The organism is Meiothermus cerbereus (assembly GCF_051297115.1).
GTDB lineage: Bacteria > Deinococcota > Deinococci > Deinococcales > Thermaceae > Meiothermus > Meiothermus cerbereus_A.
The window spans coordinates 1-23480 of sequence record NZ_JBEVAL010000016.1 but is presented as its reverse complement, the minus strand read 5'-3'; the positions used below and the strand labels follow the sequence as shown (position 1 = coordinate 23480).

Annotated in this window: 9 protein-coding genes; all 9 read right to left on the bottom strand. The window is 61.1% G+C overall.

The window, feature by feature from the left end; translation table 11 throughout:
• Positions 1-122: 122 nt before the first annotated feature.
• On the bottom strand, positions 123-2012 hold the full coding sequence (locus ABWU19_RS05175) for a hypothetical protein (RefSeq protein ID WP_435900698.1): 1890 nt from the start codon (positions 2010-2012) through the stop codon (positions 123-125).
• Positions 2009-4042: a UvrD-helicase domain-containing protein gene (locus ABWU19_RS05170; protein ID WP_435900697.1), complete on the bottom strand. Its 2034-nt coding sequence runs from the start codon at positions 4040-4042 to the stop codon at positions 2009-2011. The genes ABWU19_RS05175 and ABWU19_RS05170 overlap by 4 nt, the downstream gene beginning before the upstream one ends.
• Before the next feature lie 5 nt (positions 4043-4047).
• Positions 4048-9570, bottom strand: coding sequence for a DEAD/DEAH box helicase (locus ABWU19_RS05165; protein WP_435900696.1), 5523 nt, complete (start codon positions 9568-9570; stop codon positions 4048-4050).
• A gap of 149 nt (positions 9571-9719) precedes the next feature.
• Positions 9720-10580 (bottom strand): hypothetical protein, encoded by an 861-nt coding sequence (locus tag ABWU19_RS05160; RefSeq protein WP_435900695.1) that lies wholly within the window; start codon positions 10578-10580, stop codon positions 9720-9722.
• A gap of 79 nt (positions 10581-10659) precedes the next feature.
• Positions 10660-14715, bottom strand: coding sequence for an Eco57I restriction-modification methylase domain-containing protein (locus ABWU19_RS05155; RefSeq protein WP_435900694.1), 4056 nt, complete (start codon positions 14713-14715; stop codon positions 10660-10662).
• Positions 14716-14900: 185 nt separating this feature from the next.
• A complete protein-coding gene (locus ABWU19_RS05150) occupies positions 14901-17654 on the bottom strand; it encodes a helicase-related protein (RefSeq protein WP_435900693.1) in 2754 nt (917 codons plus the stop codon).
• A 5-nt stretch (positions 17655-17659) separates the two neighbouring features.
• Complete coding sequence (brxL, locus tag ABWU19_RS05145) at positions 17660-19246, bottom strand: BREX system Lon protease-like protein BrxL (protein ID WP_435900692.1); 1587 nt, start codon at positions 19244-19246, stop codon at positions 17660-17662.
• Positions 19247-19255: 9 nt separating this feature from the next.
• A complete protein-coding gene (locus ABWU19_RS05140) occupies positions 19256-21295 on the bottom strand; it encodes a hypothetical protein (RefSeq protein ID WP_435900691.1) in 2040 nt (679 codons plus the stop codon).
• A 4-nt stretch (positions 21296-21299) separates the two neighbouring features.
• Positions 21300-23393, bottom strand: coding sequence for a tubulin-like doman-containing protein (locus tag ABWU19_RS05135; protein WP_435900690.1), 2094 nt, complete (start codon positions 23391-23393; stop codon positions 21300-21302).
• Between the last annotated feature and the right edge of the window lie 87 nt (positions 23394-23480).

Genomic DNA, 23480 nt, shown 5'->3' with positions numbered 1-23480 from the left:
TTAATCGCTGGGCATATACCCGGAGCCTGACCATGCCCGAATAAGTACGGCAGAAAAGAATCCAGTTCCAGGGCATTTGGAGGCATTCCCTGGCTCGCCTGAGGTCTACGGAGTGGCTTCCGCTATTCTTTGATGCTCAAGGGCAAATGCCCGGGTAAGTAAAGGCCCCCAGCGGCCTTAGTAAGCCAGTAAACCAAGGCTAGGGCCTCCTCGAGGGTTACCTCGCCCTGCACAACCTCAACCCGAACCGGTGAGGGCCAACCGGGGGTGCCGGGGTGGGTGAGAAGATAGGCCACCTCCGGCAAAAGACGAAAGTAAGTACCCAGGGGTAGCTGCTTTTCTGAGAAGCGCAGGTTTGATCTGGAAATCCAAACGAGTGGCCTCGAGGTCCAAGCCATGATCTCCTCCAGAGCATCACCTGCGCCCATGAAATGGACCAGGAGGTTGTCCGGAAGCTCTCCCTCTTCAGGTAAGTCTTTGCCCGATTTTTCCAGAACCCCCTCTGCGCTTAGCAGTCTCCAGGAAAAACCTTCTTTAGTCCTTCGTATCCCAAGTACAGGAGTATCGAAGCCCTCGAGTTTGAAAGGAACCGCCCCAAGTTTTAGCGCTATGTCATAGGCCAGGGTATTCACAGAGGCCGGACTGTCCATCAAGGTTGACGGCTGCACTATCTGCACTTTCTCAAAAAATCCTTTGGTCTGCCCATAAATATTTCTAAGTTGCTTTTGGGCTACCTCCTCAGGAGCTAAGAGCAATAAGACATCGGTCCGCTGGGCCGATCCGGAAAGTAGCTTGCCCGTTTTGGGATCGTACAAGATGGGTGGCGTAACAAGTTCCAGGTCAAACCCCAGGCGCCTCCAGGCGTCAGTGAAGGAGCTTTTAGAGTTGAAGAGCTCGAGGATCTGCCGTCCTTCCTGGTTTGCTTTTAGACGCAGCCTGTCAACGAAGTGATAGAGCATGAGTTGGCGAGCTTCTACCGAAAGTGTGTTTTTTTGATAAGTAGCAACGGACTCTCGGTGGGACGCCTGGTTCCGCTCTTTGACCAGAATATGGTTGGAGTAGAACGCTGAGTTTTGGCTTTGCTTCAGCGGAATGCGCAAAGCGGGGAATGCAAGCTGAAATCGTGTTTTACGAAGGGGCTTGAAAAAGCCTAATTTGAACACATCTTTGGCTTCCTTCCCCATTCCGTTGGACATACGGAGTCCACCGTAACCCACCTGAGCCAAAGCTCCTTGGGGAAGAGGAAGGGGATTAGGGTCTAAAATGCCTTCAAAGACGCCAATCTTTCGGATAAGCTCTTCGAAGGAGAACTGACTCTTTTTGAAAACATCCTGAGAAGCCCGGCGTGTGTTTTGAGGGGTATTTGCATGTACTGTCTCCAGGTGGGAGGGGTGAAGCAAAAGATGGGCTTCCGGTGGCGCTTTATCAAGAAGAAAGATTCGTTTATGGCGCAGATCTATGGCCCGAAGGGGTTGTTTGTGCTTAGCACTCTGGGTTTCTAGCCAGGTAACTATTGCTCCATCCAGGGAAGCCAGCGGCTTTTGGGTAAAAACCTGCTTTTGTAAGTCCACCTGCGCAAAGAAGTCCGCTCCGTAGCGCATAGTTTCCACTAGATAGCCTTGGTTCATGCGCACGGTAAGAGGGAAGTAAGTACCGAGAATCGCTATCTGGCCTTCAATCTCAACGTAGTCTTCTGGATCAAACCACGCAGCATCTATCCGGTAAAAACCCTTCTTTGCAAGATAGTGGTTTAGATAGCCGTTAAAGGCTTTGGTGGCTTCCAAAGTACCTTTGGGAGTAGTCGCTCCCAAAAACGTTGCTCTGGCATCTGGCGCTTCTACCCCATAGGCCCAGACCTCATTGTCACGAATCTCTGCATACCAGCCGCCGCTTCGCAAAAAAGACATAAGTTTTTTTGGTTGGCTGTGCTTGTATCGCCAGATTCGTAAGACGTTCGGTATTGTGTGCAGGCGAAAAAGGTTGACGAAAATAGGCTTAATGTTTTTATTCATAAGTCTTGAGTTGTTGAGGACAGCAGGAAAGGGCTGGGCTCACCCCAGTAGCCCACCCACAGGTGTTCACGGGCGCGGGAGAAGGCCACATACAGCAGGTTGCGCTCCTGATCCATTAATACCTCGCGGTCCCGCTCGGCGCTGGCTCCGCGCAGCAGGCTCTCCAGAGGGAAAAGGCCCTTATTAGCGCCAAATACGGCTACCGCCCGAAATTCCATACCCTTGGCACCATGCACCGGGCCGTACCGCAGGCCTTCACCCTCATCCCCGGTCTCGTTCAGGCGAACCGCTCGAAGACCCGCCAGCTCGAGCGCTCTGGCTGTCTCATCGGCCAGGTATTTCGTACGGGAGAGCACGGCAACTTCCTGAGGCTTTAGCCCCTGGTCTAAAAGCCAGCGCACCCACCGCACCAGTTCCTGCAGGCCGCCCTTTTGGTCTTTGCAGACTTGGATTTGAGGCACGGGGCCTTTTAGAAGAGACAGAATCTCTCGCAGCTCTTCCTCGAGCTGGGCGGGAAGAATGCGCTCGGCAAAGCGGGCGATTTCTCGGGTGGTGCGGTAGTTGACCTTTAGCCGGAACGAGCGGCCCCGCACCTCCAGGCCCAGCGCCTGCCAGGAAAGAGGCCCCTTGTAAATGCGCTGTGCTGGGTCCAGGGCAAAAAACAAACTGTCGGGTTCTTCTTCAGCCAGCGCCCTGACCAGCATCAGCTCTGCTGGGCCAAAGTCCTGCGCCTCGTCTACAACCACCGCGCGGAAACGGGGTAGGCGTTTTTCCTCTGCTGCTTGTCGAACCCGGTGCACAAGGCCGTTGAAGGTCTGGCCTCCATGGACTTCTATTTGCCGCCAGACCTGTTCAAAGGCCTCAAAAAGAGCCTGGCGCTGGCGGGCGCTGAGTGGCACGCTTCGTCCGGTTCTGGCAAAGCCCCGGTAGCTCTCCCAGGTGTACAGACCCCAGGAGTCCAAAAGGGCAAACTCGGATAACAGGAAAGCGGCATCGAACCCCAGGCCGCTGCCCGCCTCCAGAACCCAGGCGCGGTAGTCCTCTTCGGTAAAAACCTTGACGGGTCCCAACGTATCTGCATACCAGCGGTGGGCCAGGGCGTGCAGGTTGTCTACCGTGACCACCTGGGGCAGCTCTCCCAAAAGCTGGCCCAGGGAACGCTTGAGCCGGGAGGCCAGGGCCTTGTTGAAGGTGGTCAGGAGGATGGGGCTTTGGGGGTATTTTTTGACCAGAGCAGCGGTGCGGTGCAGGGCCACCACAGTTTTGCCTGTGCCAGCCGGCCCTGTAACCCGGGCAGGGCCCTGGAAGGTGCGTTCTACAGCCTCCCGCTGGGCAGGATGCAGAAAAACCATCCAACGCTCCCAGGGGTAGTTGAGGGCCTGGCGCAGTTCCTCCATGTTCTGGATGAACTGGATCTGCTGCCGGCTCAGGGGATGGTGGGCCAGCTCCTCCAGCGTGGACAGCTTGGGTGGCGGCAGCACCGGCTTACCCGAAGCCAGGTCCATCAGACGCTCCTGGACATCCTGCGGCAGGCCGTCTATAAGTTCTACAAGCTGTTCTGGGGTTTCCACGTAGCGCAGGGGTTTGAGGTAGGAGGGGGGTACACCCAAATCCAGTAGGTAGTCGTCCTCGTAGTGACCGATCAGGGGTCTAATCGGCCTTGTGACGATCTTCTCCTCCTCAATTGTGCGGTACATCTGAAGCATCCCTGTCGTCGGATGAATCTCCATCCGATGATTCTTAGCCCAGAGGTAGGCATCGTCGTGGTGGCCTACGTAGGCGAAAACCCAGCCAAGCTTTTGATGCTTATACAGGATGATGCGTAGGTCCATGTTCACGTATGCGGACCAAAAGTTCCCGTTCCCAAGCCTTTCCAGGCGGTGAAGTTTGAGGCTCGGGTGCTGGGGGTTTTGCAAAAAGTCGAAGACCGTTCGCTGCACCTGGGTCTGCTCGTTTTGGTTCAGTTTGGACAGGCTCTTGTAGAAGTGTTCCGAAATACCAGTCGGTGTCGTCGTATCGAGGTTTGTCATACTGCCTACTTCTCCCCCTGCAAATACTCGAGGACAAGCTCTAAGGGTGTATCGGGTTTGACCTCGAGGCCAAACTCACCCATCCCTGCCAGCACAAGGCATTTAGACCCCCAGCGGGCGATGCTCTGGCCCGCCACACTCCCCCTTTGCAGCAGATCCTCGCCTACGGCATCGGGAGGGCTAATCCCTGCGTCTCGCAGGCCCTCGAGCAGAGCCCGGTAGGCGGGGTCTGCCAGTTGTAAGGCCTCTTCCCAAGCCTCTCCCGCAGCAGGCCCACCCGATAACCAGGCCGCCAGCTCCCGGAAGCCTGCCGCCCAGTCTTCCCCTTCGCAGAAGACCAGGAAGGGCACCCCCATAAGGGTCAGCCGGGTACGAAGCTGCTGGTCTTTTTGGCGGCGTTCTTCCTCCAGGTGGGGCGGCCCATCCACATAGATGCCCAGGCCCTGGTCGTAATAAAAATCGAAGCGGGTAAAGGACTCCCCTAAGGGAAAGGTGTGCTGCGCCCTTTGCGGCAGGGGAACGCCCCGGTGGTGGGCTTCTAAAAGCCAGCGCCGCTCGAGGTCGCTCTCGCACAGCGCCAGGAGCCCCTCCAGATGGGTCTGATCCTGCTGTGCTGGCTTGAAGTCCACCCCCTCTAGCTTTTGGAAAAAGGGCAACACCAGGGTGCGATCCAAAAAAGGGTGGTCCCACTGGTTGCCATAGTCCATAAGGCAGTCGTAGCAGGCTTTTTCGCAGCCTTCCTCTTCGGCGTGCATCAGGCGCAAAGCCACCCCCACCAGCTCGTGGAAGGGGTGTTTTTCCTCTTGCCCAGGCCAGTCGGCCAGGGCGGCCAGGGCCCCCAGCCCCCCTTCTTGCCCTTCCACCAGCACCACCCGGTAGGGAAGCCTGGGCTCCGGGGTAGGCTGAAGGAAGCCATACAGTTCGTCGTCGGCCAGTTCCAGGGTAATCAGGGCCGCCTTGCGGAAGGCCGCCAGCAGGCTTTTGTAGAAAGCCTCCACAGCGGACTCGTCCAGCTCGGAAGGCCGGGGCACCTCGAGGGCCAGTACATCGCTTTCGGCCCGGGCCTGGATGAGCAGGTTGTGCAGAAGGTCGCTCTCGCTTCCCCCCATGGTGCAGCGTCCCTGCTTGGAATCGCGCCAGGGGTGCTCCTCTAGCTCTTTTTCGGTAAGCAGGAAGCGGCGGCAGCGCTTACAAAGGACAAACCCCCCGCGCAAGGGGTGGTCTTCCTCCTCGTCCAGGAACCAGGCCCGCGGCCCTTTGTTGAGGGCCACCACCTCGGCGTTGTGCTCGTAGAGGAGCCGCAGGGAATCGGCCTGGAGCCTCCGGAGGTCTTTGGGCCGCCAGTCCCATTCCACCTCGTAGCCAAGCCGGGTGCGCTCCTCCTCCTCGCTGGAGATGCGCCTTTTGGAGAGCCCCAGCACCACCGGCGGGGGCATCAGCCGCACCTCGGCGACCACTGCGCTCAGGTCTTTGCCGCAAGCACGGCAACGCAGGCCCTGGGTCTCGATATGGCCGCAGGTGCAGCGCTTGCCCTTTTCCAGGGAAGCTTCCTTGGGCAAAAAACCGGCCCGCTCGAGGCTATAGCGCCGCGCGCCGTAATAAAGGGTGTTGCCGGGGGCCAGCTCGGTGAGCGCGATGAAGGGCGGGCGGTCTATCCGCCGCACCTCGTTGGGCGTCAGCAGCTCGGCCCAAGTGCCTGCCCGCGCAAAGGCGTAGTTGGGCAGAAAGCCCCGGCTTCCCAGGTAACCCCTGAGGTCCAGGTCAATCAGGTGTTTTCGCTGCTCATCGGCCCTTTGCACTTCCCTCTGGATCTCGTCCAGTTGGGGGTGCTTGGGCGGCATGCCTTTCAGGCGGGTGGTGTACTCCTCGAAGCGGGCCTGTGCGTCGTGGTACTCCTCCCGCCAGGGGGAAAGCTCCCCATCGAGCTCTTCCAGGAAGCCCTGGATGGTTTGGGCAATGGTGGCTGGGGTCAGCCAGGGGTAGCTTTGCATCTCCTGGTGGAAGGCTTCCTGCACCGCCGCCTCGATCTCGGCTCGGTAGGCCCTGAGGTCCACTTCCAGGCTCTGGCGGAAGGCCGCCTTGAGCGGATAAAAGCGGGTCTGATCCTCGTAGTCTACCGCCTGGGAGATCTGGGTGGGCAGGGAGAAACCGCTCCTCTGGGCCAGCACCTCCAGCACCAGGGCCCGGATGTGGGCCTTGATGAGCCTGGGGTTGTCCAGCAGGAAGCGGGGGGCCTGGATGCTGCCCCGCACCATCTTCTCCGGGTAGCGGTAGAAGTACTGGTCGTGCCCAAAGGCCCCGGCAAAAGCCTGTATCAGGGCGGGCTGACCCTTGCGCCCGGCCCGACCCGAGCGCTGGGCGTAGCTAGCCGGCGAAGGGGGGATGTTGCGCAGGAAAACCGAGGAAAGGGCCCCAATGTCGATGCCCATCTCGAGGGTGGGGGTAGCCACCAGGGCGCTCAGGGGGTCGTTGGGGTCGCGGAAGCGCTCCTCCAGCTTGCGGCGCTCCTCCCCCGGCACCTGGCCCGAATGGGCTCGAGCCTCCAGAGGAACCGGAAAAACCCTTTCCTGGTAGAGAGCCTGGTAGAAAGGGTGCGCCTCCCGCTCCTCCAGAGGCTGGGCGGGGTACTCGGGCGAGCGGTAAAGGCTATATAGAAAGCCGGTGTAGGTGCTGCGGGGGCAGAACAGGTAGCGGCCCTCGGTTTTTTTGAGCAGAATGGCGTTCGGGTTCAGCACCAGGCCCGCCACCTCTCCCCTCCCCCAGGCAGGCAGGCCAGCCGTCTGAAGCACCCGGTGTGCCTTGAGGGCCTGCACCACCCGCCTAAGCAGGGCCTGGGCCTCCTCGCGGGGCAGGCCGAGGGCCCCCATGGTCCAGCCCTCAAACAGGCTGGGGCGCTTCTCCCCCAGCAGGCGGAAGGTGTGGCCGAAGCGCGGGGGCTGGGGGGGGCGGGTTTCCAGCACCACCGCCGCGCCCACCGGCTCCACGAAGACCTCCTGGGGGTAGGCCGCCAGTTTTTCCTCAATCTCAAAGCGGAAGCGCCAGGGGTTGAAGAACTCGTGGGCCATGGCCCCCCGGCGGCGCATCAGGTCCAAAAGGCCCTGCAGGTAGTCCCGGCGCACCTCCGGGGCCAACTCGAGCCCCTCCCACACCCTGGCGTCCTGGGCCACCTCGTCCAGATGGCGGTAGGTGTAGTGCACCAAGCCCGCGGCCTCGAGGTTCTTCAGGTTGGGCTGGGTGTTGCGGGCGGCCTCGAGGATGGCCGCCAGGGCGAGCAGGCGGCGGAAAGCCTGGCCCTCGGGCGCGCCAAGGTCGTACAGCTCGCAGAACTCCTGGCGGGGGTCGCTCTTTTTCCAGACCTCAAACACCCGCTCCCCCAGCACGCTCAGGTGAACGGGCCCCCCCTGCAGAATCTCCAGCGCGGTCTGGCGGAAGAGCACCTTGCGGAAGAGGTCCTGGAAGTGGCTGGCCTGGAACTCGGCGTCCTGGCGGTTGTCGGTGAAGACGATCACCTTGCGCTCCTGCTCTGGAAGGTGGGCCAGGGTGGAAAGGGTGAGGATGTCGGTAGCGGTAGAGCGGCCCACCAGCCCAAAAGCCGACAGCTTGCGGATCTCCCCGCCCCGGCGGGAGTGGGCCACCTGGCAGGTGGGGCAAAAACTAAACGGGTAGGGCAGCACCGCCACCCGCACCTCCCCGCCCTCTTCCCGTTTTCCGGTAAAGGGGTTCAGGGCCTGGTTCTGGGGCAACAGGGGCTGCTTATCCCGCCTGACCTGGCCGTTTTCCTGCCAGTCCTCGGGCGGGGGTTCTCGCTCCGCATCCCAGATGCCGGGGCGCAGGTAGCGCACCTCGGCGTCGAAGGGGCTCAGGAGCGGCGGGCCGGGCCGGTAGGTGGTTTTATCTTTGTCCAGGCGGGCCACCAGGTATTCCTGCCCGCAGTTGCGGCAGAAGACCAGCGGGTAGGCGGGTTTGCCCTCCAGAAGGCGCTCCCCTTTGAGCGAGAGGCCCTTTAGGTCGAGGGTGGCGGTTAGTTCGGGGGCCTGGGCATAAAAGGCGTGGATGCGCGGAATCAGCCACCCCGTGGCCGCCCCCACCCGCAGGGCCAGGTTGAGCGTTTGCTGGGCCTGCTCGAGGGCCACCCCTTCCCGCTGGGCCTGGGCCTGGGCCAGCTCGCTCAGGGTACGGGGTTCGCGCAGGGTCTCCTCCAGAAACCACAGGGTCTGTTCCACCCTGGACCGCTCGGGTTCCACCTCCTGGGCCAGCTCTGGGGGCAGGCCGCTTAGGTCGAGGGGGGGCGGGGGCTCGTAGGTCTCCCCAATCACCCGGGCCACCGGCGCACCAAAGAGGTTTTCTGCAAAGCGGCGGATGGCCTCCTCGCCCCGGTCCACGGTGGCCGAGGTGCCTATAACCTGGAGGCTTTGGGTGGTGCCGGTGTGCTGGCGCAGGCGGCGGATGAGCAGGGCCACATCGGCCCCCCTAAGGCCCGCGTAGGTGTGCACCTCGTCCAGCACCAAGTAGCGCAGCACCCCCTGGTGCTCGGGGGGGAAGAGGTAGCGGTCCTCGCCCCGGGTGAGCAGCAGCTCGAGCTGCACGTAGTTGGTCATGAGGATGTCCGGGGGGTTGGCGCGGATTTCCTGCCGGCTAAACACCTCCGCATCGCTTACGGGGCGCTCGAGGGCGATGCGCTCTTTGAGGGCCTGGCCCTCTTGCTGGGTGCTGGGGGTCTCGCCGTTGTACAGGGCGATCCGCAACCCCGAGCCGTTGAGCCTGAGGGCAAAGTCGCGGTACTGGGAGTTGGCCAGGGCGTTCATGGGGTAGATGATCAGGGCCTTGACCCCAGGGCGCTGCTGCTCTAGGGCATAGGCCAGAATGGGCAGACCAAAGGCCAGGCTCTTGCCCGAGCCCGTGCCGGTAGCCACCACAAAGCTTTCGCCCTTCAGGGCCGCTTCCAGGGCCTGATACTGGTGCAGATAGGGGTGGATGGGGGTGTGGTCGTAGAAGTCTTCGGGCTTTTGCCGCAGCAAAGGGCGGATGCCCGGCGGCAGAAGGCCCTCGCGGATGAGCGTTTCCAGCCCTGGCCCAGCGCGGTAGCGGCGCTTTTGTGCAATAAAGGGCTCGCGCCACAAAAGGTCGGCTTCCTCGATGCCTTTTCGCAGGTATTCGGCAATGGCGGGGTTGCGCGGGGTTACAAAGCTTTCGGCATAGCCGCGGAAGTTCTCCTGTATGCTTTGGAGCTGGCGGAAGGGGTCGCGCACCGGTGGCCCTTTGGTCAGGCTGGGGATATTGAGCCCCATCAGCGCTGCCACCGTGTGTCGCAGCGCCCCCGACATAGTGGCAAAACCCAGGCGCTCCTGTAGCGCCTCGGGGCCCAGGCCCAGGGCTTTGATGGGCCCCAGCAGCACCTCGAGGCTCCTGGGGTCGGCCTCGGTCTGGCTCCAGTCCAGGCTTTCGCCCCCCGCCACTCGAGGAAGAACCTGAGCAAACCAAACCTGCGGCTCGTACCAGCGGGGTACTTCCTTCAAGTGAACAGGCATAAGTCTATACTAGCCAAACACCTGAATATAGCCCCAGATTTTTGAACCATTTCCTTTAGCACCCGTGCAACAACCCCTCCTAGGCTCCCAGCATGTCCCCCTATACGAGGTAAATAAAGACGCAGGTGAAACAACGTTCTGGCGGAGTTTCAAAAATCTAGGTCATCCTTCTTGTCCAGAAAATGCTCGCCCCGTGCTTCCACATCGCTTGTAGCGGAAATGCGCCGGATTCTGCGGCCAGTGTCCTGACAAGGCTTTCCAAGAAGTTCGGCCTGTTGAATACAGTCATCGGCCTCGCCGTGCTGGTCTAGAGCCCTGTAAATTGCCTGAAGAGCACAGTAGGTATAAGAGCTTTTTTCTATTTCAAGTGCCTCTTTGCCAAATTGCAAGGCCTCTTGAAGTAATTCTGGGTCGCTGTCAGAGAACATATTCCAAATATCGGTAATGGCCGCTATTCCAACGTTGAGAAGGGCCGGGCGATTTCTTTCATTAATCTTATCTTTCCATTCACGAACAAATAGAAGAGCACGCAAGGGATCTTCTATGTCTTTTCTTTGAATCCTCGCGATTCTGGCGGCCAAGTAATCTTCACCTTGGCGAAGCTTATACATGAAGTACTCCACTTGGTATTCAGGAGGTATACGAGAGTGAGGCTCGGGGGCAGTTTCTGGAGACTCCTTGAAGGCTATCAGCCACTCGGCCACGTCAAGGTCTATTATTCCTCGCACATTTATACCCAAAGATTGGAGTTTTTCTCGAAGAGCATTAACTTTCTGGGGATTCTCCACAACTATTTTGGGTCCAAAATAACGAATGGCATCCCAAAGATCCGGGCTATTATTAACCCATTGGCCTCCTGGAAGCTGATACTCGAGAAGCACATGCCGCACCTTACCCTTTTTTGTAGCTAAATGAATCTCCGAGCTCGGATTATCCACCCAACCCTCGAGAGCCTTCGCTAAATCTGATCCAGGTGTAAAACCTACCGTAGGTGGATCGGGATTTTCCATAAGGGTTAATACCACTTCGTTAGCTCCCTTCAGCAAAAGGCGAAATCGAGTTCCCAAAGGCCATCCAGTCCACATATTCTCACCTTCCCTTATGCCTAGTATTTTTTAGAATTTCCTCCCACGCCTCGAGGACCAGCCTCCGCGTGCGGTACTCCCCGAAGCGCTTCATCTCCTTGTCCTTGAGCACCCGGAAGGTTTCGCCGGGGAAGGCGCTCTTTTCCACCCTCTTCCGGTAGGCCTTCTCGTCCAGGGGGTCTTCCACCTCTTCCTTGTCCGAGAGAATGTCCTCTAGCTCCTTAGGCGTGAGGTCTTTGGGGTCCAGGATGTAGCGGAGCTGCTTGCGGTTTAGGCCGTAGAGCCGGGCGTAGTAGGCGTCCAGCTCGGCCCGGAGGAGGGCCCTTCGCTCCTCGTCCCAGACGAAGGGGGGGAAGGGGTAGGGAGCTTCCACCCAATCGGGAGGGGTGTCCGGGTGGAGCCTGGCCCCCGCCAAAAAGGCCCGGATGGCCTCCCTTAGCCCCTCGTCCGCCTCCCGCCACACGTCCTGGGCCAGGGGGGCCAGGTCCCAGGCGGTGTAGGTGAGCTCCAGAACGCGGGGGACGATGAAGCGGAGGTCTTTCGGTTGGTAGGCCGAGGGGGGGAGGACGGGGAACTGCTTGACGTAGTGGAAGTTAAGGTTGGTGCCACCCGCTTTTTGCCTAACAACGTAGTCAAAGGGCAAGGAATCTAGGTTAGCAAGTAAAGCTGTAGATGCTACAGATAAAGCACCCTTAGGCAAGAGCAGGAAGACGTTATCTCCTGCTCCAGTTTTGCAAAAGCTAGCGGAAATATAGGTTCGTTCGTCCGTACTCCGGGCAATCCGCCGAAAGCCAAAAAACCAAGGTTTATACCACCCTTTCTCTTCGCATCGTGCCTCCACCTCATGCTGTTTTACCCAGTACCGGGGCAGGGGCAGGGCGGCGGGGTCGGCCTTCCTCTCGGGGGGAAGCTCCTCGGTTCGCTCTTCCCCTACTCCAGGGAACCCGGCGAAGCGGTGGTCGTAGTGCCAGAACATCTTGGCCTCGTAGAGGGGCAGGTAGACCTCCTCCCCCCTCACGAAGCGGTTGCCCACCAGCCGGAAGCCCTGGCCCTCGAGGTCCCTCCGGGTGCGGAAGAGGTGGGAGTCGTTGGACATGTGAAAGAGAGTAGAGAACACCACCCCCCAGGGGTTCTGCTCGGGCAGCACTTTTGTGCCCGGCGCAAGCGGAGCGCTGGCGGGCAGCAGGCCGCCCTCGGGTACGTTGGGCACCTCTCTTGCCTCCCGCCATAGCACAGGAACCCGGCGGTAAATGGCCTTGGTGAGCTCGGCGTCCTGCCGGGTGCGGAAGACGGGGCAGGTGCGGGTGTTGGGGTTGAGCAGGGCAAAGTCCTGGGGGCTTAGGGCAAACAGGCGCAGGGGGTCTTCTGCGTGCGTGGTGCGGGTGGCGAAGAAGGCCAGCCGGGCGGGTTGGCCGGTTCCGCTTCCCTGCAAGATAAGAACGCAGAATTTGTACGAGCGGTGAACGCCTGGAAATATGCCCTCGCGGTTCTCAAAGTCCAGCAGGGCCGCAAGCTGCCCCTTGTCCACCACGTCGCCAAAAAACTCTTTGTTGGAGTCGTCGGTGGCGATGCCGGTGGGCACAATCATGCCCATCCGCCCCCTGGGGTGGAGGAGGCTCCGCCCCAGCTCGGCGAAGAGGGGGTAGGTGTTGATGTCCCCTCGGGCGGTGAGGGGGTAGCGCCCTGCGTGGCGCAGGAAGCCAGAGGTGGCCTCGGCGTCCAGCAGGGCTGCCTGGTATTCCTGGTAGAGGGCGGGGTTCTTCTCCTTCAGGGCTTCTATCAGCTTCTTCCGCTCGGCAGCGTTTGGGGCCTCGGCTAACTCGGAAGCTTTTTCGGCGAAAAATTGCTTGTCTTCCAGCTTTACCTTTTCCCACGGTGGGTTACCCAGCAGCACATCAAACCCGCCCTGCGCCAACACCTCGGGGAACTCGAGCCACCAGTGAAAAAAGCGGTGGCGGGCTTTGGCGCTCTGGATGGCGGCCAGGGTGGGGGGCGAGAGGTAGGTGGAGTTTTCCCACTGGGCCAGGCTGGCGTGTCCGGCTTGCTGGGCCAGCCAGTTGAGGCCCTGGGCGTCGGGGAGGCGCACGGCGGGGGCTGGGCGCAGGTAGAAGGCGGCGGTCCAGTAGTCGGCCAGGCGCTCCCACTTTTGCACGGCCTCGCTCTGGCGCCACTGGGTGTACAGGCGGCGCTTTTTCTCTACGTCCTGCACGGTTTTTTCTTCGTAGTCGAGGGGTGGGGGTGGGGGCGGGTTGTCCAGGGCCAGGGGGGTTTTGCCGGGCTTCTTGGTAAAGCTCAGGCTTTTTACCACCTCGGCGCTCAGGCCCTCGCGCTTGTAGGCCTCCTTGGGGATGCCTTTTTCCAAGAAGTCCCTGGGGGCCCCCACCAGGGAGTTGCCCACCTTCAGGTGGTGGTCCAGGAAGGAAAGGGGGCGGCCCCGAGCGGCAGCGGCAATCCACAAAGAAAGCTTGGCCAGCTCCACCGCCATGGGGTTGAGGTCTACCCCAAAGAGGCAGCGGGCAGCCACCTCGTGCCGGGCTTCCTCGTAGAGCCGGGCAAACTCAGACTGGGGGTTGGCTTTTTGGCGCAGCTCGGCCAGGCGCTGGGCCAGGTACTCCAAAGCCGAGATCAGGAAAGCCCCCGAGCCCATGGCGGGGTCAATCACCCGCAGGGAAAGCAGGGCCTGGGCCTGGGCCTCTGGGTCCTCACCGGCAGCCTTCAGGCGCTCCTCCAGCACCGGCGAGAGGGCCTCCCGCACCACCAGCTGCACCAGCTCGCGGGGGGTGTAGTAGCTACCCGAGGACTTGCGCTCCAGCAGATGGCTTTCCAGGTTGTAGCGGCCCTCCAGCAGGCGGGGCGAAAGGGCCAGAATTTCCTCGTAGACGTGGCCGATCTCTTCGACCTCGAGGTCGCGGTAGTTGACCCGCTCCAAAGCCCCTTCCCGCTCCACAAAGGCCAGGTGGCGTATGGCCTCCAAAAGCTCGCTGTTTTTGGGTGGGCGGCCCCGCTGGGTGAGGGTGGCGATGGACTCGGGCGCGAATAGCTCGCCGTTCAGGGCGGGCACGCCCAGAACCTCGTCCCCCTGGTGCACCAGCCGGAAGGTGAGCAGCAGTTTGGCCCACAGATCGGTCTGCTCGTCGCGCAAAAAGCGCAGCCGGGCCGCCTTTTCCCGCAGGGCCAGCAGGCTGTACTCCCGCTCGTAGACCCACGACAAGCGCCCCTGGTGCGGAATCAGCTTGCGCTGCTCGGCGTAGAACAAAAAGAGCAGGCGGTAGACCAGACGCAAAAGCTCCTGGTGATAGGCCTGCAGGCGCTCGGGGTGCTGGATTTCTTCCCGCAAGCCCTCGCTCAAAAAAGCATTGCCCAAAGCCTCGAGGGCCCGCACCACGCCCTTCTTCAGGGCCTCTTTAGCCCGCACCCCCACCTCGCGGGCCAGGCGGCGGTAGCGGTCCAGGGGGGTTTCGCCCTGGGCCTGCTGGAAGCGGCTTTTGGAAAGCAACAGGTAGAGCACCTGAAACTCCCGCAGGGCGGCTTCGCGGGGGGCCTCGAAGAGTTCGGCCAGGTAGAAGGCCACGTAGCCGGGGGTGGAGACATGGTAGTACCTGCCCAGCAGGCGCACCTCGCGGGGGTTGGCCGCCAGGCCCCAGGCCTGCTCGGGGTGGAGGTTCAGGTAGGCCTGAAGCAGCCCGTGGGGGCTTTTGCTGCGGTAGGCGAGTTTCTCGTCCAGGTCTTGCAGTACCAGGTGCAAAGGCGGGGCCTCCTCCTGGTTCCAGCCCCGGTGGCTGATGGCAAAGGTCTGCTCCTCTACCTGAAGGTGAGCCCGGTTGTACACCGGATCGAAGCCCAAAACCCGGAAAAAGGGTATCAACCAGGCCTCCCGGGCCTGGGAAACCTCGGGGAACTCGAGGGGGCGCACCCGCTCGTACAGGCTGAAGAGGGCCAGAAACTTCTCCTCCAGCTCCGCCAGCGAAAGGCCCGCTTCCTTCAGGGCCTCGGGGCGGGCCAGGTTGTTCAAAAATTCCTCGGTTAGAAGGCCACCGGAGATGCGGACGCTGTAGAACATGACCTATTCCTTATCGTAGCCAGGCTTTGGACTGGTGGACTTAAGTCCGTCTATGTGCCCGTGTGCATCGGGCTTTATGGGGTTGAAAATAAAAATACCCCTGGGGTGGGCATTCTCGGATGAAGGCGAATGCGCACGGCCAGGAGCGCGATTTACCAATAGCCTAGGGAATGAGAACGCCTTTTTCAAGCGGCTCCCCTTTTCGGCACCAACACCGTTACGGCCAGCAATTCTTGCCCCAAAAGCTCCAGCTTTTCCAGTTCCTGGAAGGCCTCCGGCAGGGTTCCGTAGGCCCGCAGCAGGTCGCGGCGTAGGGCCTCGCGCTCTTGTCGGAGCTTTTCTAGGGCCTGTAGCGCACCTTTTTGGCCCATCTCTTCCAGCGGGGCCAGGAGGGCGGTGCGGGCCAGGGCGCGCATCTGGTCTGTGGTGAGAAGCGGGGCGGCTTTTTGTCGCTTGCCCCACAGGTCTTGGGCTTCCTCTGGCAAAAGCTCCTGCCCATCCAGCAGGCGCAGGGCTTTGCGGAACTGGTGCTCCAGGGCCTCCCCCTGGGGGCCCAGGAACCTGGCCCGGTAGTGGTAGAAGGCCACCGGGGGAGTGGCCGCAGCGGCGCTCAGGAAGGTGGTGCGGGCCCCGTCCAGGTCGCGGTAGGCCCGGTAACGGAGGTGGGCCACCAGGTGCTCGACCACCGGATGGGCCAGGTCCAGCACCTCCACCCCCAGGGGGGCCTCGGGGTCGAAGCTGAAGGGGCCAAAGGTGCGCTCGAGGCCCGGTATGGCCTCGCCAACCCCCTGCTGGGCGGTGTAGGGGCCCTCGCCCTGTACCTGCCACCCCAGGTAGCGCAGCCCATCCAGCACAAAGCGCTCCAGCGACTGGCTTCCCCCCATCCGGTCTAGGGCCTCCTGCAAGCGCCGCTCCACATCGGGCAGGCTGAACTCGCTGTGCCCATAGAAGCCTTCCTGCACCACCCGCTGGGCCATCTGGGTTTCCTCGGCCTCGGCCTGAAAAAGACCGGTCTGGCCCAGCCGTTCCCCCCGCCAGTCCTGCGCCCAGAGGGCCTCGAGGCTCCGCCTCAAGTAGCCCTCGTCCCCAAAGAAAGCCGGCACCACCCCCATCTCCTGCCGGATGCGCTCGGCCTTTTGCAAAAGGAGCCTAAACACCGCCACATCAAAGGAGCGCTGGTAGTACAGGGTGCGGATATGCACCTTGGGTTCGGGCTGGCCGAAGCGGTCTATGCGCCCGTTTCGCTGCTCTAAGCGGTTGGGGTTCCAGGGCAGGTCGTAGTGCACCAGCCGGGCCGCGTAGTGCTGGAGGTTGAGCCCTTCGGAAAAGACATCGGTAGCCACCAGCACGGCCTGCTTCTTTTGGGCAAAAGCCAGGAGCACCTCTTCCCGCTCCCGCTCGCTCATCTCGCCGTGTACCCCAAAAACCGGCTGCGGAAGGGCTTGGCTCAGGCGCTCCAGCAAATAGGCCAGGGTGTCCTTGTAGCGGGTAAACACCAGCACCCGCCCCTGACCCAGGCGCAGGGGGTCTTTGAGCAGCTCGAGCAGGGCCTCCAGCTTGCTGTCCCGGCGGCTTCGCTTGAGGTGCTGTAGCAAAACCTCGAGGTAGGCTTTCTCCGCCTGGACCCGGGCCTGGTCGGCTAAGGAGAGCTCGAGGCTCACCTCCGCTTCCTCGGGCAGGAGGCGCTCGGGAGCGGTATCGAAGAGGGCCGCTGCTTCTTCCTGGGTGGGCTGGGAAGGCCCGGCCAGCAGCGTTTCCAGGGCGGTTTTGCGCCGCATAAGGCTTATCTCGAGGGCTTTGGCCGAGCTGGTGGCCCGCCGCATGAGGTGCAGGGCCAGCCACCGCCCGAGCTGGGGCACCTTGGCAGGGTCGGGGTCGAACACCTCGGCCTGGTAACGGCGCACCGCCTCAAAAAGCTCCACCTCGGTTCGGCTCGGCTCAACGGCCACCTCTTTGGCTTCCCGTTCGGGGAAGGGGCTTCTTTTTCCTTCGCGGCGGAACCAGTCTTCCACATCGCGCCTGCGCCGCTGCACCACGTGTTTTTTGGCGGCTTCCCGGTCCAGGTTCCCGTTTTTGAAAAGGCCCAGACCGGCCAAGTCGAGGTGCTCGAGCAGGCTGTAAAAGCTTTCGCGGTAGCCGTTGTGGGGGGTGGCGGTGGTAAGGAGGAGATGAGGAACCCGTTTCGCCAGCTCCCGCACCAGGCGAAAGCGCTCCATCTGGCTGCCTTTCTCGCTAGGGGGGCGGGCCGCCATATGCGCCTCGTCTACCAGCACCAGATCCCAGTCCTGAAAGAGCACCTGGGGGCGAACCCCATCCTGTTTGGCGTAGTCCAGGCTGGCGATTACCAGATCGTGCATGCTCCAGGGGTTGGCCCCCGGCGGCAGGGTGCGGGCCAGGCGCTTGAGGCTGCTCCCGGAAAGCACCACAAAATCCAGGTGGAAGAAGCGGCGCAAAGCCTCCTGCCACTGGGCCAGCAGGTGGGCCGGGGCCAGCACCAGCACCCGGCGGGCCTTGCCCCGCACCAGCAGCTCCTTGGTGATGAGGCCGGCCTCGATGGTCTTGCCCAGACCCACATCGTCGGCGATGAGCAGCCGCACCCGGGGCTGCCGCAAGGCCATCAGCAGGGGCACCAGCTGGTAGTTGGCCGGCACCACCCGGGAACGCTGCAGGGCCAAAAATGGCGCATCGGCGTGTAGGGCGCTGAGCGCCAGGGCCCGCAGGAGCAGGTCGTGCAGGGCTGGGTCGCCGGGGGATTCGGGTGGATAGCCCAGGGTGGTGAGCTTCAGGGTAGACCCTTCCAATGGCAGGTAGAAGATGGCTTCTTCCTCGCTGTCCACCGTGCGGGCAAAAACCAGCTCCCCCTCTTTGCGCTCTAAGCGGTAATCCCGGCCTCGAGCCCGAAACAAGGCCCCCGGTTTTAGAAGTTCAACCACGTCCATAAGCGTCATTCTAGGCCCAAAAAGCGCAACACCTCCTCGGGCGAGGTGTGGGGCGCCACCGGAAAGCCTTCACCCGAAATGCCCTGGGGCAAAAGGCGCTTGTCCCCCCAGCGGGCCAGGCTCTGGCCCATCTCGCCATTGGCGCCGGGCAGATCCTCGGGGCCTTCTGTGGGTGGGGGCGCTCCGCGTTGCTGAAGGGCGCGGAAGAGAGGATGATAAGCCTCATCCAGCAGAGGAAAAAGCGCTTCCCAGTGCAGGCCGGGTTCTTGAGCTGGCTTCCGCGGCGGGAACTCTTCGGGGTTGTAGTGGCTCATCTCCTGGTACACCCGTTCGCGTAGCTCGAGGCCAAACTGGGCCAAGGCTTCCACCCGCTCCTGGGGCCAGCCCTGGTGCGGATAGAGCAGCTTGAGCAAGGCCGAGACCCACTTCTTCACGGCCCGGATGTCCCGCTGGGTGAGCCCTTTGGGTAGGGAAAGCTCGGGGGTAAAAGCCAGGGGGCGCAGCTTGCGCAGGGTGGCACTCAGGTAGTCCACCACCAACCCCGGCCCCTGGTAAAGAAGCTCGGGCGTGATTTTGGCAAACTCGTGCCCGGGGAGTAGCCCGTGGATGCGATCCAGAAAGGCTGTGTCTGCCTTGAGCCCCTGGGGCAGAACCCGGGTCAGGGGGGGCGCGGGGTGGTCGGTGTTGCCCAGGAAGACCAGAGAGGCTTCGGAAGTGAGGGTACGCCCGCCCCGGCTAAACTGCCCCGACTCCATATAGTCCTTCAGGATGGAGAGAATAGAAGGGTCTTCCCAGGCGGTATGGGCAATTTCGTCAAAGATAAGAACCTGGTAGGTGGGCACCAGGCCCGGCTTGCGCGTGAGCTGGTTGTAGAAAAGCACCGCCGGGCTTACCTTGCCCCCAGAAATTACAAATGCTTCGGGCGAAAGGTTCCGTAGCAGATAGGTCTTGCCGGTCTGTCGCGGTCCCAGCTCCATTATGTGAAGGTTTGGTTCCACCAGCGGGGCCAGGCGGGCCAGGTAGAGCAGCTTCTGCCGCTCGGTCAGCACGGCGGGGTTGAGGCCCACGCTGCCTAAAAGGAAGTCTGCCCACTGTTCTTCGCTGAAAGCCAGGCGGGCCTGGCGGTAGGGCTCGAGGGAGGTGAGGCTGGCCTGGAAGGGCACAAACTGCTTCACCTTCACCCGGCCCTTTCCCCCTTCGTACATCAGTTCCAGCGTGCCCCACATCCCGTACAGAACCCCCGGATGCTTCTCGGGCAGGGTGTACTCCACCTCGGCGGGATACTCGCCCAGGCTGGGGATGAAGGCACGGTGCTGGCCCGAGTTGAGGTCTACCCGAACTTCGAGGCGGTCAATAAGCACCATCCGGCCTTCCCGCAGCAAACGATCCTTAATCCACTCCTGGTGCTCGGAGCCCAGGTAGCGCTCCTCCAGCAGCTTGCGCACCTTGTCTATCGCCTCCGGGCTTCCCCCTGCCTTGGCTAGCAGGTGCTCCACCACGAACCGGGGCACGCGGTGAAACACCGTCTCCTGCGCAAGCCGCTTCTCCACCACGTGCCCCTTAAAAACCCTCTGGGCTATTTCCTGAAACATAATTTCTCCCTATAAGCCTAACAGCTCGTCCAAAAGGGGATTGTCCCGCACCACCTCGTTGCTTATGGGGGGTTCTGCACCCGGCCCTGTAGGTTTTTCGTTCTCCTGTTCAGGCAAGCCCTCTTCGGCCTCCTCCTCCAGAAAGTGCGGGTAGGCCAGGGGGTAGAGCAGCCTTAGAAGGACCGTTTCATTTGGGAACCACTCCTCCTGGTCGTAGGCTTCTCCCCAGCGGTCTTGCAGGGCTTTGCCCAGCACGTAGGCGTACTGACGGTGCTCCGGCCAGTTGCCCACCAGTACTCGAGGGGCAGCAGCAGCCACCACCATAAACCAGACCTCCTCTCCCGCTTTCCACTGCACCTGTCCTTGCAAAGCCCTGGCTGCCTTCTGTGCTCGAGCCCACAGGGCCTGGCCGAAAGCTTCCTGATCCTGATCCCAAAAAGCCTCCAGCGCCCCTTCCTTTACCAGCAACTCGGCTTCCCGTTGCAAAACGGGGTGATCGGTTCGCAGGTGGTAGGGCATTCGGATTATCAGGGGGTTGTCCTCCTGGCCGACAGCGGGCGGCTTGTAGGCCAGAATAGCCTTCTGGACCTTTAGCGCCCGCTCCCTCTCCCGTGCCAAAGCTTCCCGGTGTGTCCGCAGCAACACCAGCTCCTGCCAGAGGCCCAGCAGGGTGTGATGGCGCTGGGTATAGCTTTGCTGTATCTCCTCGGCCTGCTTGAGCAAATCCCAGGCAGCGTCGCAAAGGCGCTTGCGCAGCAAGGTCTGGCCCTGTGGGGCTTGCTTCTTGCGCCCTAGCAGCCTTTTCCACCAGGCATCCTGGGGTTGAGGGGATGGAATAAGGTCATTTTCCCAGCGGTGGCGGTTTTCCTCGAACTTCTGGTATATCTCGTCCAGCTTTTCCCGAAGGGCTTTAGCCTCCGCGTCTGTTTTCAAAAAAAACTCCAGATCACCCTCTTCAAGCGCCTGGTTTACCGGTTCCAGCACTTGCTTCAGGCGGACAATTTCATCTTGCAAATCCAGGCCGCGCTTTTGCCGGGTTAAAAGCCGCTGGAGTCGGCCGCGCTTTCCTGGCATGCCTGCGGCCTGGTCTAACTTTTCCAGAAGCTCTTTCTCTCGATCCTCGAGCTCTTCCAGGGCTCGCCCCATGTCCGCTATGGCTCCTTTGAGCGCCGGCAGCCCATGAAGGAGCGCCTGACGGCCTATTTCGTAGGGGTAGGGGCCCTCGAGGGAAATAAGCTGTTGATCCAGGGCTTCTTCGGCTTTTTCCCCAGACTTTTTTCGCTGCTCTTCCCACACCGATCCGCTCCATTGCGGGTGTTGGTCGCAGGAAGTCCGCGGGGAACTCTGCGGGGGTGATGGGGGTGTCCAGACACACGAAGGCGCAGGAGGAATAGCGGAAGGGGCGTTCAGCCGCACCTTCTGCACCCACTGGAAGATGATGGCAGCCAGGGCAGCAGGGCTGGGCTTTTCCTTTTCCAGGCGCGCAATACCCAGACCGACCCAGTCGCGCCCGTTTTCGGGATGCAAGGGTACCTGTGAAAGAAGCAGGGCCTCCACAAAATGCTGCACCCAGGGGGTCAGGTGGCGCTCCTGGGCCAGCCGAAGGCCACTCCTGGACCAGCGGGAAACGGGCCAGAGCCGGGTTGCCGGCTCGTGGCTGGGGTCGGGGGGAAGGTGCTTGAGGGCCTCGAGGTCGTCGGCGCTTCCCACAAAAAGCACCAAGTGCAGGCGAACCTCCAACCCCTTCCGGGGCCCGCTGCGTAGGTTTCTGCTTGTTTCTTGCAAAAAATTGTCCAGCTCTGCATGGCTGGCCTCAGCAAAAACCACCAGGTTCAGCGCTGGATCCAGGGCATACCCCAGACCCTGAAGCTTCAGGAAGCGCTCCTGGCTCAGTAGTTTTTTGAGGGCAGCTTCTGTCGCTCTAGGCTCCAGCACCACCTCGAGCGCAAGCTGCCTATTCCCCAAGCGCTGTCCCCATGCACTCAAGGCCTCCTGCACCAGGTCCTGCCCAAGCCCTGGAAAGGCCACAACCAGCGTTGGATGAATCATAGAATCAAAGGGCTGGGAAGTCATCATTGCCCGCTTCGGGCCTGATGGTCTTAAGGTACTCGAGCCACTGCTCGAGCACCTTAAGTTCTTTGCCAAATATCGCCCGCTCCGCCTCGTCCCAGGTAGGCTCCTCGGTGAGTCCGCGCCGCTCTTGTATCACATTTGGCAGCCGGTTCTTCATGTTCTGGAGCTTATCGGGGTCGCGTAGCCTTTTTGCTTCCTCCGCTTTCACTTGGGCCTCGAGTTCTTTAAAAGCAAAGAAGTCTTTGCCCAGGGCCTCGAAGGCCTGGCTCGGACTTATCCCCAAAAGATGGCGCCTGGAAGTCCCCTGGCGACGGTCGACAAAGCCGTACCCTTCTTCGCTCTTGCTCAGAAGCTCCAGCGCGCGCGCCTTGGTCCAAACCTGGGCCACCTGCTCTTCAGAAGGCGCGGGGAAGAGATCGGGCAGGTTGTTTTCCCAGTGGCGGTGGATGTGAAAGCTCCTGTCTTCCGAAAGCGCCCGGTACTTCTCCCGATAAATACCAATGCCCCGCAGCGTAAAAGCTGGAATGGAGGCCTCTATTTTGTAGAAGAGAATGCGGGCGTTGTCGCCGGTAGAAACCGCTTGCAGGCGCATGCGGTCGTGAAGGTTAGAAGCCAGGAGGTTTTTGAAATCTTCGCTGGCTATCAGCGGATGTTCACGGTTGCTGGAGTCCTCGATACCCAGAATATGCACCTGCTCGCGGTAGCCCAGGCCCGGATTAGAGACCCAGGCGTCCTCGTAGTCCCAGGCGGGAGAGGAAATATCATCTGCCTCGCGGAAGGTGCGCTCCACGCTCTCCCAGAGTTCGCTATCGGTCTCCTTGCGTTGCAGGCTTTCCTGAAGCCACTGGGCAAAGGCGATGCTGGGGCTATCCAGCTTCTGCTTCACCTCGTCTTCAGGGTTTTTGAGGAGGGCCTCGAGGTTCCAGTGTAAGTCGGGCTGCTGGGCCTGTACCTGACCTTCTGTTTTGAGGTAGGCCGGGGGTAAGGTGAGGGTGAAGGGGTTCTGGTCCTTATCCCGCTTCTGAAGCAAGTCTTCGTCATTACCCCGGCTTAGCCCATCCTTGTATTTTTCGATGCGTTCACGGGCTGTTCCAAGCTCCCTGAGCAGTTCCTCCAGCGCTCGAACAGCATCCTCGGCCAGCTTAGCCCGACCCTTCGTAAGGGCTGCTTCTTTCGCAGTGTTTTGCAAGCCAGGTAGTGTACTTCTCGTAAAAACAGGTTCTGTGTCATCCCTGCGACCAAACCCCAAAAAACCACCTTTCTGATCGGCTTTGTTCGCCCTCTGATCTATACCTCCAACTAGCTGGTTGTATTTTTCCACGCTCTCCTTGGCTTTTTGCTCCAGCTCGCTGTGCAGTTGCCGGGCCTCTTGCAAAAGCCGCTTTAAGGCCTCCTGAAGATTACCCAGGCTACGCCCAGCGAAGTTTTGCTGGGCCTCTGTGCGAATGAATGCCCGAAAATCGCTTGCCTGCCACTCTTCCCAAAGGGCTTCCTCAATCTGGTTTTGCCAGGTGTGCAGGGTGGTTTGTGCTTCCTGCCATCGGCTTGCATCCTCCGAGCGGCTGTTGGCGGCTCTTAGCTGAGGGGGAGCCACTTCTTTGTTGAAAGTCCGGAGTGCATCCAGGCGCCTACGTGCTTCTACAGGCTCCCAGTCGAAGCCACCATACAAAAGCTGTTCCAGCGCCTCGAGGGTCTGCTGTCGCTTTACTTCTTGCTGGAGTGCCTGTGGCCGGAAGCGGAGTTCGGCGGCCCCAAAGCTCGCGTAGTGAGCGGTCTTGCCGTAGTATTTCCCTTTTTGCTCGTTGAGCTGATGCACGATATTGTCGAAGGTATCGGCCTGTTCCTTTCCCAGCGGCCCCCCCAACAGGTAAAGGCCAAGGCCCAACAACTCCATCAGGTCCTCTACCTCGTTGAAGGTTTTGCCCGCGCGGTTTTGCCGATTTACCAAAAAAACCATATCGAAGGGCTTCTTCCGCAGCTCAATCGCTCGCCCCCCAAAGCTGTAGCGGTAGCTATCCTCGCGGCTCATAAAGTAGTCGAGTTCCTTCAGGGCCGCATAGGCATTGGCCTCCACGTTCTGGGTTCCCGGACGATTAACATAAACCCAAGTTGCTACCTACAAAACGCTGGCCAGACGCTTGAAGTTGTGGGCAAAGATGAA